Origin of the sequence: Flagellimonas maritima (genome assembly GCF_003269425.1) — a bacterium.
Classification (GTDB): domain Bacteria; phylum Bacteroidota; class Bacteroidia; order Flavobacteriales; family Flavobacteriaceae; genus Flagellimonas; species Flagellimonas maritima.
The window spans coordinates 3,669,613-3,682,477 of sequence record NZ_CP030104.1 but is presented as its reverse complement, the minus strand read 5'-3'; the positions used below and the strand labels follow the sequence as shown (position 1 = coordinate 3,682,477).

The window sequence follows — 12,865 nt, the reverse complement described above, 5'->3', positions numbered from 1 at the left end:
TTAATTGTTATGGGATAAAACTAGTGGTGTGGAGTATGGGTATCGACCCTTTGGGCACAATGAGACCTTTTTAGGCTACTTTATGTTTTTTGATGTATTCGCTTGGAGTAGTGCCCATCTCATTTTTGAAGGCCTTATTAAATGTAGATTTTGAATTGAAACCTACGTCCATGGCCAATGCCAAAAGTGTATGGCTCAGATGTTCCCCATTATTCACTTTAAGAAGAAATTCCTTAATTCTGAAACGATTGATATAATCATAAAAGGAGATTTGATAGGTTTGGTTCAGCAACCAAGAAAGATTGTTGCGTGAGGTGTTCATCTTTTCTGCCAAGCTTTTCAGCGTAAAGTCGGGTTGGAGAAATACTTTTTCTTCCGAAATGAAGTAATGCAGGCGTTTTTGAAGTTTCTGGATTTCATCGGGCTTTAAACGCTGTTTTTCAGATTTTTCCTTCGAAGGAACGGGAACCCTGAAAATTTCGGGCTGCCGAAGGCTAAAATATCCTACAACGTAAATGAAAATAGGAATGGAAATCCACATGGTCACATAATTGATGTAGGTAAAATATTTTCCCAGAATGTTTGCGCTTAAAAAGCTGACCGACCATAAAAGTATAAAAGTTAACAGGGCGAACATGAAGAATTTGAGAAACTGAGCTATATTTTGATGGTATGAAAGTTCTTTTTTTTCTTCTTCCCGATAGTTTTTGATAAGCAAAAATGTCTTGATCCAATAAAAAATGAGCGAAAGCAACCCAGTGGCTTCAACCAGAAAAAACATAAAGTTTAGACCTCCTGTAAAGTAACGTTTATTAAAATCCGATAACGGAATGCTCAATGTCCAGAAATAATAACAAACATGAAGTAGGGCGGGAGCATAATGTAACCAATGCAATTTAAACGGGGGTGTACTCCTGAAAACCAATCGTTTTACGTATAAATAGAGTAACGGTGGGAAGAGAAAAATTGTAGTATCTATCAAAATGCCAAAACGCCATATCCAATCTTCTGGAATCCGATATGCAGAGATTCTACAAAAAAGCATTAAGGCCGCTATCAATAATAGCAAGGAAAGTACTCTGTTCGCACCAACATTTCTATTCTGGATCAATCGTAGGGAAATAGACAGAAAGAGACCTTGGCTGACTCCCAAAAACAAAATGATGTCCACAAAACCAAAAGATGCCATGTAGGTGTTTAATTATCTTCAAAAATAGTTTTTAAATGTATTGTTGTAGTGTGTTTGGGTACAATAGCACTTAATTTTCGCTGGACGCTATGTTTTTGCTTTGGTTGGTTTTAATGGGCAATAGTGAAGAGTCAATTACATAAGAACGAGTAGTGAATAATTGGAATTTCCTGAATTATCTGTATTGGATTAGCTTTCCAAGCTTGACAAGTATCCCTCTGCTTTATTGAAAAGACGTTCTTTCTTATCGGCAGACATTCTATCCAAAGTGCCAACGAGCATACCCAATCTTGGGTTTTGGGTGAAAAAATCCCTATGTGTATCCATAAATAGCCAAAACATACCGTCCCATACTTCTTGCCATTCGCCTTTTTTGTGGTTGCTCATCTTCATTAGGTAATTACTGCCGCTTATATAGGGTTTGGTCGCCATTAGCCCACCATCTGAAAACTGGCTCATTCCATAGATGTTAGGCACCATGACCCAATCATACGCGTCAATATATAGTTCCATGAACCATCTGTACACTTCGTTTGGGTCGAATTCGCAGAGCAACATAAAGTTTCCAAGCACCATCAATCGCTCTATATGATGGGAATAACCAGACTTTAATAACTTTTTTATGGTTTGGTCCACGGGGTATATCCCAGTTGTGCCATCATAAAATGATGCTGGAATTTTTCTGGTGAATCCCCAGAAATTACATGTTCGCTCATCGGTGCCACGAGCTTCGTACATGCCCCTGATAAATTCGCGCCACCCAATAATCTGTCGTACAAAACCTTCTGTGGAGTTTATGGGAACATTATTTTTTTCTGCATAGTCCAGACTTGCATCGACTATCTGGGAGGGCGTTAATAGCCCAACATTCAACATTGGTGTCAGAACGCTGTGATTGAGAATGGACTCCTCAGCTACTATGGCATCCTCGTAAGTACCAAATTCCATAAAGCGATGCTCAAAAAACTGATTGAGCCACGCTTTGGACGTTTCAAAATTTGTTGGGTATAGGGCGTGTTCCGTAAGTTCTCCCAAATGGTCGGAAAAGTGTTTTTTCACATAATTTTTGGCTTCCCTATAGAATTCATCAACATCCGGAAATTGTACTGGTGGCGGTATTTTTTTTGCAGGATATTTTTTTCGATTCTCCTTGTCAAACGTCCACTTTCCCCCTTGGGGTTTTTCACCAGGGTCTAAAAGGATGTAACGTTTTTTTCGCTCATCTATATAAAACTTGGTCTGGTGGTACTTCTTCTTATCTTTTCTAAAAAAAGAAACAAGGTCATCTTTTGAATTTAGAAATAGTGGAGACTCAAACTTTTTTGTGCTGATGTTACATGCTGCACAAGCCTGCAGAATCCTTTTTTCCAGCCAATTGTCTGTTGGGTCTATGTAATTGATATGTTCTACACCTTCTTCGGACAATTTTGGAATCAATTTTCGAATATCCGATATTTCATCAATGGATTCCACATAGATGACCTCGTATTTTTTCGATTTTAAGAAAGCCTCATAAGATTTCATAGAAGCCCTGTGAAACGCTATTTTCTGTTTGTGAAACGGGTATTGTTTAAAAAACAGGTATTCTTCCACCAAGTAAATAGGTGCCGAAATGTCAAATAGGGGAGATGCTTCAAACAATTGATGGGGAAAAATAAGATGTACGCTTTTCATTTTCTACTTATGTCTTCTGCAGCGCTCGCTACAGTATTTAACCGCTTCCCAGTTCTTTTCCCATTTCTTTCGCCACGAAAAAGGACGTTCGCAAACAGGGCAGACTTTTTCTGGAAGATGTTGTTTTTTATGCATTAAAATTCGGGAGTTTCATTAACCCTGGCGTAGGGGTACTTCCCGATTTTTTTTAGGGAATAATAGCTGTTCAGCCCAGATATTCCGACACTATTGGAAGCTTCCAAGTCAATATCGTCCGCTATCATCGCATCATCTGGATAAATAAGATGTTCAATTTCACCAATGACCATAATGGTCCCGTTCAACGGAATATTGATGGCATCCTTAAAATGCATTCCCATCTTGAATGTACTTTCCTTCACGAACGGCGCTTTAAAATCGGCTATAAACTCTTCGGTGAAGCCGCAGCGTTCAAACTCGGATATATTCCCATCGAACTTAGCGGAAGTATAGTGGGCATTCTCCGCAAATTTTGGATGAATGTGGTTGATGGTATAGGAACCATTTTCCTTAATATTCTCATAGGTATGCCTAGGTACTTCGCCAGTGGGCCTTACAATAAAACCCAATAATGCAGGATTGCTGCCCAAATGTATAATGGAACTAAATACGGCGAGATTCGTTAGTCCTTCATTATTTATAGTACCTAAAAGATTGGCAGGCTTTATACCCGTAACCGAATTAATGATTTTTAAGCGGGTTACTTTATCCAATTGTTTAATGTCTTCGCTGGTATAGTGCATCTATGATTTTAATATTTAAGTTGTTTTTTACATTTTTTCCAGAATCCAAAAAAGGAAGGGAAATATCCTTCTACCTTAAACATCCAATCTCTGGGTTCTTCGGTGCCTTTGTAATGTGCATTCAATGGATGTTCCTTAAAATGGATGTCTTTCAGATTATGTGATGCGACCAGTTCTTTAAATTCACCTACATAAATCTGTATGTTCTTAATATTTTTTGAAGTCGCCAATACAAAATCAATTGATTTTTTAGACACGGGATAGTTTTTAAAATGAGAAGGTTCCAACAACAGAACCCTATTTGCAGAAGTATCCTTTTTCCACTCGGAATCAAGATTGTAAAAATTATAAATGTAGGCAGGAAGATTTTCATCGATTGAAAGGGGTTCCATTTCAGGTAGCTCGGTTTTCAGATTTAGGGATTCCGTTTCTTTTAACCTACCCGGAATTTCCATGCTAGTATTGAAAGTTTCATAGGAAACATCCAAAAACGTATTCTTTTGATTAGTTCGGCAATATGTATTGATATTCTCCTGATTGGCATAATACTTTTTGTTGCTATTGGCACCCGCTACCCATTGCCAGCTCAAGGCGTTGCTGGCCCAATCTCCATCCAATAAATGATAATAGAGCCATTGCGCGGGAGCTTTCCAGTGACTTTGGGCCACATTGCAAGCAATGGAAGCAACATACATCCGCAAATGATTGTGCATATAGCCTGTTTCATAAAGCTGTTGAATGGAATTATCTATCGCTATTATTCCAGTAGTCGCTTCTACTATGGATTTAGGTATTGACCAATTTGCTATCGGTGTTTGTTGGTGTTTTAAATCGGTATTGATTTCATTCCCTTTGGCTATCCAAACCTGTTGCCAATAATCGCGCCAAGCCAGTTCTTGGATAAACTTTTCCACTTTGTATGTATGATGTCCACGTTCCAATATTTTGGACATCACAAATTTTGTTGAGATGACGCCTCTTGAAATATAGGGCGATAAATAACTTACCGCTCCATCTATATAATTTCTAGAGGAGCCATAAGCAACAGGATCCACCAAATCGACACGGTTAAGAATCTCATCAAAGGAAACGGGAAAAGGTAGCATTATCGTTTACTGATTTTATTTCCTGAAATTGCTTTTTGTCGGGAGCATTTAAAACGGTTGATTTCGGGATTGCGTTTCTTTAGATGTTTTTGGCTTACCCCACTGTTCACGCGTCTCCGCCAACGTTTAAAACTACTTTCCTTAAGGTTGCTCCGCATCAATTTAATGACTTCTTTCTCCAGTAAACCGAATTGAAATAGTATAGCTTCAAAAGGGGTACGGTCTTCCCATGCCATTTCTATGATTCGGTCCAATTCCCTTTCGCTAAAATTTCTAGTTTTCGTCATCGTTAGAGGTTACTTTTTGCCATATCTGGTCTGCATTTAGGTAGAAACTGCCCAGCGCATCAAAATTACATTGCTCGGGAGCGATTAGGGATAAAAAGGATTCGCCATTCTCCCGTTGGTAAAGATGATAGATTTCACCAACTATAGGTTCAAAACTAAATTTAGCTTCAAAAATGAGTTTATTGTATTCAAATTCCTGGAGCATTTTCTCATACTCCGTCTTTAGCTCCAAGAATTTGGTCTGAACCTTATGGTTCAACTTGTTTATGCTTCTATTTTTCCAGGCAATGCTATCGGTCGCTTTGATACTCGGTGCACCTATATTTGTGGCGTAAGGCTTTAAAGCGGCGTCGTATTTTTCATTTTCAGTATTGAAAACTACATTGTCGGGCTTTTTATCTGCTGACATCCTAATCTTTTCGCTTTAGTTTAAAAGGTCTATCTTTTTCATGACTTCTTCTGCTTCATAGGTCTTTTGGTCGCTCAACTTTCTATTGGATGTTGAAAGTGCATGTGCCTCTCGCATGAGTTTTGCGTATTCCTCCTGTAGTTTTTCTTTTTCCGTTTTCTTTTTGAACAATCCGAACATTTCTTTTGGGATTTTGAAAATTAGTACCGTTATATTGCTTTTACGAAGCTACAAATAAAGATACAAAATGTTTAACAATTTTAGATTTAAGTTAAACATTCTAATATTTATCATTAAATTGCAGTAAAAAATAGAAGATGAAATTTTCCGCAATGAACTGGTTGGCATTGACGACCTTGATTTTGGTTACCGTTACGATATTTGCATCCATGAACATGGCCTTTAACTGGGTATTTTATTTAACGGTATTTGGTCAAACAATGTTGGTAATAACTGTCTATAAAGTGTTGACCGATGACTATACTACGGATAAGACCTTTAAGGATTTTTATGAGGATAAACCGATTTCTAGAAACGAATAACACATAAATCAATACTATATAATGTTTCCTGTTATTGTATACTTGATTTTTTGCGAACTAGCTTCAAGTAAGCCAGCGACAGCAGCAACATTGTTAAAAAGCCAATAAGCCCCAAGAGCCCGGCTTCTGGACCATAGGCCCCACCAGTTAACCAATCGGGACCAAGATTTTCTATGTTATAAAGGGGTCGGACCGCTTTATTGCCGCTCATTGTAAACCCAATTTGGGTTTGGACAAAGTTCCAAGTAGTATGTAATCCAATGGACATTCCTAAATTTTTGGTCATTATAAAAGGAATACACCAGACCATACCATTTATTGAGAGTAGCACAATTGAAAAAATAGATACATTACTAGTATTAAAATGCGCAAGTCCAAAAAGAACGGAGGATAGGACAAGTGCTGTTAAAACCGCTTTTTTTGCTGATACTTTTTTTGATTTAATAGCATCATTAGTACTTGTAAACAGGTATCCCCTAAAAAATGTCTCTTCCAAAATAGCGACCAGAAACATTTTTAGAGCAAATGAAAGTAATGATATAGAACTTGGAGCCGTTAACATGTTGGATGCTGATAAAATACCAGTATTTATTCCAATAAGAAAAATAAATATAACGGAAAAACTACCTATTAAAACTCCAATAGCGCAATAGGTCAAAGTTTCTCTTTTGAATACCAAACCATAATCTGAAAAGTTTCTCTTATCAAGGTATTTTGAGTTAAGATATAAGCATATGATCAATATTACTACTGCACCAAAGAATTGTAAAATAGTGTTATTGATTAAGGTGAGCGGTGCAATGGCAAGTGACAGCAAACAGATAAATATCACAACTCGCCAGATAAATCTCAATTTTTTAAAATCATTATAAAATAGATTTGAAATTTTCACCTTCTTTTTTATATAGGTTTATAGCGGATTACCATTTTACAAATGTAAAATACATCCTTTAGCTTTAAAGGAATATAAATTGATGAAATATTTATCGTTTTTCTGATATTGAACATTGATTATGAGCTGCAAAAAAGGAATTACTTTTAGGTGTTCTAAAGGAAAGTTTAGTATATCTATGGAAATGTAGTTTTCAGAAACTAAGAGTAAATTTTCAGCTTGTTTCAATAGTGGAGAAAGAGCGATTGCATATCCCATAATCACACGCACCTGACAATAAAGCTCGATATCGCTCAGGCGATATCCGGGCTTTCTCTTCTTATCCGCTTACAAAAGCTTTGGCTTTTGACATTTCTAAAAACAAAAGCCCAATTTTCGTTAGAAAATTGGGCTTTGCGCTAAGCGGAGAAAGAGGGATTCGAACCCCCGGAGGTGTGACCCTCAACAGTTTTCAAGACTGCCGCATTCGACCACTCTGCCATTTCTCCAGTGTCTTTTGCGTTTGCCTTTTTACAGGTTTGCCCGCTGAAGGGAATTTGAGATTTCCCGTAGGCGGGTGCAAATATAATAACCTTTTGGTTTTCAGAAAAAGCTTTTCGTATTTATATAAATAAAAAAAAAATCCAGTGCTATTATTACAGAGCACTGGATTTACTTTTATAACCAAAGGTTTATTAGTTTATATCAAATTCTAAGCCTAAGGATAGAATGTCCCAAGATCCACCATCCAAGGATACGCCCCTATATGCAAAGACAATATCCAATGCTTCACTTACTGAATAGGCAGCTCTTGGCGAATAATAGAATCCACCATCATTACCATCGTTAACTCCAATCGCATAACCTAAATCGGCACCTAGAGAAAAAGTCTCGCTTAGATTGAACCTTGCTGCACCGCCAATTGGAATGAACTGAACATCGTCTACCTCTACATTTCCAATCTCTTCACCGTCAACCACAATATCAGTTTCTTCTCCAAAAGAATGGGAATAACCAACAGTCGGACCTACTTGAAAATCATCGCTTACCTCAAAGAGGTAGCCTAAATCTACTGCAATTGCAAATGTGGCTAAATCACCAGCATCTCCAATTGGGAGACCAGCTCCAATTCCTGCTTTAAAATCTCCTTGGGCATGGACAAGCGCAAACCCTAAAAGCATTGCAAAAGAAAATAATACGTTTTTTTTCATGATAAAATTGTTTTAAAGTCAATTAAAATTATTAAATAATCAGTTTATAACGTAAAATCCTATCAATTATTTGACATAATTTAATTTTGAAAGAATTTTAATATGAAGATTAAGATTGGAATTTCTGCTGTAGTGAAACAGTTTTTTAAATATTAGCGGTTATTTTTGCGGCCATGGACCAATGGTATCATTATGCGCTTTTGATTGTAGTTGGTTTTGCAGTTGGTTTTATTAATACCGTAGCGGGAGGGGGATCATTGCTTTCGTTGCCTACCTTAATTTTTTTAGGACTTCCACCAAGTGTTGCCAATGGCACCAATAGGGTTGCTATAGTAATCCAGACAGCAATGGCTACAGCAGGATTTAAAAGTAAAGGGATTTCAACATACCCTTTTAATATATATTTGGGTATATCTGCATTTTTAGGTGCGATTATCGGTGCGGAAATAGCGATTGATATAAAAGGTGAAACGTTTAATAGAATTTTGGCTATTGTGATGATGGCAGTAGTTTTGATTATCATCTTTAAGCCTAAAATGAAATTAATGGAAATGCAGGAGCGTCTTACTGGCAAACACCTATGGCTCAGTATAATCATTTTTTTCTTTTTTGGTATTTATGGTGGATTCATCAATGCTGGATTGGGCTTTCTAATGATTCTTTTTATGCATTTTGTCAATAAGATGAACCTTGTAAGGGCAAACGCCACAAAGGTTGTAGTGGTATTTATTTATATGTTGGCCGCTTTGGCCGTATTCGCTTATAATGATAAGGTAAATTGGAAACTTGGGTTTATTTTAGCAATCGGGAATGGAACAGGAGCTTGGATAGCAAGCCGATTCTCGGTAAAAAAAGGGGATGGGTTTATAAAAACCTTTTTAATTGTTATGGTAGTTATTATGGCAATCAAGCTATGGTTCTTCACATAAGTTAAAAGTCATTCAATAGTATAAATTGTAATCAGAAAAAATAGAATAGAAATGCCGGGATTTGAACTTTTTGGAGATAGTGAAAGGAAACAGGTACAAGATGTGCTTGATTCCGGAGTTTTGATGCGTTACGGTTTTGATGGAATGCGCAACGGACACTGGAAAGCCAAGGAATTGGAAACTGCCCTTTCACATAGAATGCAGACAACATACGCACATTTGTGCAGTAGTGGCACTGCTGCCCTAACCGTAGCTTTGGCCAGTGCAGGAGTAGGGGCAGGGGATGAGGTCATTATGCCCACGTTTACTTTTGCGGCAAGTTTTGAATCAATTTTAGCTATTGGGGCCGTACCTATTTTGGTAGATGTAGACGATACGCTTACCTTAAATCCAGAGGCTGTTGAAAATGCAATTACAGAAAATACTAAAGTTGTTATGCCCGTGCATATGTGTGGCTCCATGGCAGATTTAGGAGCATTGAAATCAATATGTAAAAAATACAATTTATTGTTACTGGAAGATGCCTGTCAGGCGATAGGGGGTAGTTATCACGGTAAACCATTGGGCAGTATTGGAGATTTGGGCTGTTTTTCCTTTGATTACGTAAAAACTATAACATGTGGTGAAGGAGGGGCTCTAATTACCAATAATGAAACTTTCTACGAGAATGCACACAAGTATTCCGATCACGGACATGACCATTTGGGAAGTGATAGGGGAGCGGAAGAACACCCATTTTTAGGATATAATTTTAGAATTTCTGAACTTAATGCTGCTGTTGGCCTGGCACAAGTATCAAGATTGGATGAATTTTTGGCATTGCAGAAACGAAATTATACGATACTTAGAGAAGCACTTTCAAAGTTGCCCGAAGTCATTTTTAGAAAGGTGCCCGATGGTGGAGTGGAAAATTATTCATTTCTCAATTTTTTTCTTCCCACGGAAGAGATTACGCGAAAAGTGCACAAAGTTTTAGGTAAAAATGGTGTGGATGCTTGTTTTTATTGGTATGATAACAATTGGCATTATTACAGGAAATGGGAGCATTTGTTGGAACAAAAATCTCTTGGAAAATTACCTAGTGAAGTAAAGAAAGGTTTTAATCGTAACAGTGTCACAGACTTCTCCAAATCTGACCATTGGATAGGACGAACGATTTCTTGTTTGGTGAAGTTAAGTTGGACCGAAGAAGAAGTTCGGAAAAGAGCAATAAAATTGACGGAAACTATTAAAAAGAATCTTTAATAATTCACGTACTCCACAATTTCCAAACCGTAGCCTACCATACCCACACGACGGGTTTTTCCTGAATTTGTAAGCAATCGGATTTTAGAGATGTCCAAATCATGAAGAATTTGTGCGCCAATACCAAAATCCTTGGCATCCATTTCAATTTTTGGTGCTTTGATAATACCATCTTCAGATTGTAGCCCCTTAAGTTCTGCCAAACGCCCAAGAAGGTTCATATGTTGATTTTCCTGATTTATAAAAATCATGGCACTACGTTCTTCTGCATTGAGTGCATCGAACATTTTTTGTAAGGTTTCGTCTGGATTGTTTGTCAAAGTGCCCAGCATATCATTATTGACCAAAGTAGAGTTTATACGGGTCAATATGGGGTCACCTGCTTTCCATGTACCTCTTACTAACGCAATATGAACTTGATTGTTAGTAGTTTGCTTATATGCTCGTAATCTAAAATCCCCAAAACGGGTCTTAATATCAAAAGCCTCTTTGCGTTCAATAAGGCTATCATGTTCCATGCGATAAGCAATCAAATCCTCAATGGAAACAATTTTTAGATTAAATTTTTCAGCAACTTTCAAGAGTTCCGGCAATCGTGCCATACTACCATCTTCGTTCATGATTTCAACGATAACACCCGCAGGTTTCAATCCCGCAAGTCTTGCAAAATCAATGGCAGCTTCCGTATGCCCTGTTCTTCTCAATACACCACCCTCTTTGGCAATCAATGGAAATATATGTCCAGGTCTTGCCAGTTCATGAGGTTTGGTCTCCATTTCTGTAAGTGCCATAACCGTTTTTGCGCGATCAGCAGCAGAAATTCCGGTCGTTACCCCATTTCCACGTAAATCTACAGATACTGTGAAAGCAGTTTCCAAAGGATCAGAATTGTGTACTACCATTTTATGCAATCCCAACTCTTCACACCTCCCTTCAGTTAATGGAGTACATATAAGGCCACGCCCATGTTTGGCCATAAAATTGATGGTCTCTGGTGTTATCAGCTCTGCCGCAGCCAGAAAATCTCCTTCGTTCTCACGGTTTTCATCATCCACAACAATTATAACCTTGCCCTGTCTAATATCTTCAATGGCATCTTCAATAGCGTTCAGTTGAATTTTCTGTTTGGTAACCATTATTCTTGTTTCTTTTTAAAGAGATTTTTTATGCCGTCTATAATATGTCCAAAACCTATTAGACCTTTGTCTGCTGTTGCCCTTTTGGTTAGAATAATTCCCAATGGAAGCATAATTAATGTGGATAGCCAAGCACCAAAGGCTGGATGTATATTTCCCTCTTTTGCATAATTGCTAGCAAACACCCCTATAAAATAATAGGTCAAAAATAAAAGAATAGCTACAACCATGGGTAATCCCAAACCTCCCTTTCTAATAATGGCCCCTAATGGCGCGCCTACAAAGAAGAGGATGATGCAAGAAAAGGCTAGTGCATATTTTTTGTGCAAAGAAAGAATATGGCTGTTGTAAAATTTAAATCTCTTTTGTAGTTCTTCTTTTTTGGCTATAACCGAAGTTAGTATTGCCGATACCGATGTTTTTGCGTTGTTTATGACTTGCAAACGTTGCCACACTTGAAGGCTATCCAAAAACCCGTCCACAGTTTTAATACTGTCTCTTACAACATTTTTGTTTGTTACGGTATCTTTTACTTCTCTTTGTATTCGTTGCAGTAGTTTAGTGCTGTCTTGCCTACGTAGATTTGGAAATGCACCCATACGGGTAACAATATTCTTTGAAAATGCTTCAACTTTTTCCAGATTGTTTTGTCTAAGGGAATCAATATCCTTGATAAGCCTTCCCACATTTTTCATTTTATCCGTAGTGATATTGCCGTCCTCTTCAAAATCTTGATTATTGAGTTCAGAAATATCAATATTGATGGTGTACGTCTCAAATTTGGATTTTGCAAATGGATGCTTTCTCTTTTCCTTATTGTTTTTCGATTTTAATTCTTCATAATAGTTACCATCTTTCAATACCAATTGTATGATGTCTGAAGCCTCACTGCTTATAAGCTCCCCGGACTTCGCTTTGATTACCGTATTATTGACACTCTGTTTGGTTTTTTTGTGTATAATGACATTGTCCAAGAAACGATCTTGTTCCCCATATTTTTTATCGACCTTTATGTTCATTCCTTCTCCAGTACCTTCAAAATCGCTGAAAACACCTTCTGTAATTGCTGCAGCAGGTTTTACTTTTGCAATATTTCTCCTGAGGTTGAAAATTTTCTGTTCAGATTTAGGTATTACATTATTTGCAAAGAAAAAAGTGACAACACCCAAGAAGACCACATAGATAATCAAACTTCGCATACCTCGCTGCAGGGATATGCCAGAGGCTTTCATTGCAGCAAATTCATAATTCTCGGCAAAAGTCCCGAATGTTAAAATTGAGGATAAGAGTACAGTGAGTGGCAATACCTTGTCAACCAAGGTCGGTATAAAGTAAAAGAGGAATTTACCAATAATTACAATGCCAAGACCTTTGCCGGCCAAATCATCAATAAAAAGCCATATTCCCTGAAATATGAATATGACGATTAGAATGAAGAAGGAGCTAAAAAAATTATATAGAAATCTAGAAAGTATATATTGGTCTAAGATTTTCAACGTAGCACC

Annotated in this window: 15 protein-coding genes and 1 tRNA gene; 3 read left to right on the top strand and 13 right to left on the bottom strand. The window is 37.4% G+C overall.

All coding sequences use genetic code 11. The annotated features are described in order from the left end of the window. Positions 1-70 precede the first annotated feature (70 nt). The 8 genes from HME9304_RS16375 to HME9304_RS16340 form a co-directional block, all read right to left on the bottom strand. Positions 71-1,189, bottom strand: a complete 1,119-nt coding sequence (locus HME9304_RS16375) for a helix-turn-helix domain-containing protein (protein WP_112379601.1) — start codon at positions 1,187-1,189, stop codon at positions 71-73. Positions 1,190-1,378: 189 nt separating this feature from the next. Next, complete coding sequence (locus HME9304_RS16370) at positions 1,379-2,863, bottom strand: cryptochrome/photolyase family protein (protein ID WP_112379600.1); 1,485 nt, start codon at positions 2,861-2,863, stop codon at positions 1,379-1,381. Between the two features lie 3 nt (positions 2,864-2,866). After that, entirely contained in the window at positions 2,867-2,998 is a 132-nt protein-coding gene (locus tag HME9304_RS16365) for a DUF2256 domain-containing protein (protein ID WP_112379598.1), read from the bottom strand. Continuing rightward, positions 2,998-3,624, bottom strand: coding sequence for a flavin reductase family protein (locus HME9304_RS16360; protein ID WP_112379597.1), 627 nt, complete (start codon positions 3,622-3,624; stop codon positions 2,998-3,000). Before HME9304_RS16360 ends, HME9304_RS16365 begins: the two co-directional genes overlap by 1 nt. Before the next feature lie 8 nt (positions 3,625-3,632). Continuing rightward, positions 3,633-4,730: an FAD-binding domain-containing protein gene (locus HME9304_RS16355; protein ID WP_112379596.1), complete on the bottom strand. Its 1,098-nt coding sequence runs from the start codon at positions 4,728-4,730 to the stop codon at positions 3,633-3,635. Continuing rightward, positions 4,730-5,017: a TIGR03643 family protein gene (locus HME9304_RS16350; RefSeq protein ID WP_112379595.1), complete on the bottom strand. Its 288-nt coding sequence runs from the start codon at positions 5,015-5,017 to the stop codon at positions 4,730-4,732. The genes HME9304_RS16355 and HME9304_RS16350 overlap by 1 nt, the downstream gene beginning before the upstream one ends. Beyond that, complete coding sequence (locus HME9304_RS16345) at positions 5,004-5,426, bottom strand: DUF2452 domain-containing protein (protein ID WP_112379594.1); 423 nt, start codon at positions 5,424-5,426, stop codon at positions 5,004-5,006. Before HME9304_RS16345 ends, HME9304_RS16350 begins: the two co-directional genes overlap by 14 nt. A gap of 15 nt (positions 5,427-5,441) precedes the next feature. Continuing rightward, entirely contained in the window at positions 5,442-5,606 is a 165-nt protein-coding gene (locus tag HME9304_RS16340; RefSeq protein WP_112379592.1) for a Lacal_2735 family protein, read from the bottom strand. Between the two features lie 137 nt (positions 5,607-5,743). On the opposite strand from HME9304_RS16340, the gene HME9304_RS16335 reads away from it, so the two are divergent. Then, complete coding sequence (locus HME9304_RS16335) at positions 5,744-5,968, top strand: hypothetical protein (RefSeq protein WP_112379591.1); 225 nt, start codon at positions 5,744-5,746, stop codon at positions 5,966-5,968. 31 nt (positions 5,969-5,999) lie between these two features. Here HME9304_RS16335 and HME9304_RS16330 read toward each other — a convergent pair whose 3' ends face one another. From HME9304_RS16330 to HME9304_RS16315, 3 genes are all read right to left on the bottom strand, one after another. Then, positions 6,000-6,860: a CPBP family intramembrane glutamic endopeptidase gene (locus tag HME9304_RS16330; RefSeq protein WP_123877561.1), complete on the bottom strand. Its 861-nt coding sequence runs from the start codon at positions 6,858-6,860 to the stop codon at positions 6,000-6,002. Positions 6,861-7,263: 403 nt separating this feature from the next. After that, positions 7,264-7,348: transfer RNA gene (locus tag HME9304_RS16320), tRNA-Ser, on the bottom strand. A 186-nt stretch (positions 7,349-7,534) separates the two neighbouring features. Next, positions 7,535-8,050, bottom strand: a complete 516-nt coding sequence (locus HME9304_RS16315; RefSeq protein WP_206170479.1) for an outer membrane beta-barrel protein — start codon at positions 8,048-8,050, stop codon at positions 7,535-7,537. Between the two features lie 173 nt (positions 8,051-8,223). Here HME9304_RS16315 and HME9304_RS16310 point away from each other — a divergent pair, with 173 nt between their 5' ends. Both HME9304_RS16310 and HME9304_RS16305 read left to right on the top strand, forming a co-directional pair. Beyond that, the gene (locus HME9304_RS16310; protein ID WP_112379588.1) at positions 8,224-8,979 is read left to right on the top strand and encodes a sulfite exporter TauE/SafE family protein; all 756 of its coding nucleotides are present in this window, start codon (positions 8,224-8,226) and stop codon (positions 8,977-8,979) included. Positions 8,980-9,030: 51 nt separating this feature from the next. Beyond that, positions 9,031-10,224: a DegT/DnrJ/EryC1/StrS family aminotransferase gene (locus HME9304_RS16305; protein ID WP_112379587.1), complete on the top strand. Its 1,194-nt coding sequence runs from the start codon at positions 9,031-9,033 to the stop codon at positions 10,222-10,224. Here the strand turns inward: HME9304_RS16305 and ribB are convergent. Together ribB and HME9304_RS16295 are read right to left on the bottom strand one after the other, a co-directional pair. Continuing rightward, on the bottom strand, positions 10,221-11,360 hold the full coding sequence (ribB, locus tag HME9304_RS16300) for a 3,4-dihydroxy-2-butanone-4-phosphate synthase (RefSeq protein ID WP_112379586.1): 1,140 nt from the start codon (positions 11,358-11,360) through the stop codon (positions 10,221-10,223). The two genes, HME9304_RS16305 and ribB, sit on opposite strands and share 4 nt — an antisense overlap. After that, positions 11,360-12,856, bottom strand: coding sequence for an LptF/LptG family permease (locus tag HME9304_RS16295; RefSeq protein WP_112379585.1), 1,497 nt, complete (start codon positions 12,854-12,856; stop codon positions 11,360-11,362). The genes ribB and HME9304_RS16295 overlap by 1 nt, the downstream gene beginning before the upstream one ends. Positions 12,857-12,865: the final 9 nt, after the last annotated feature.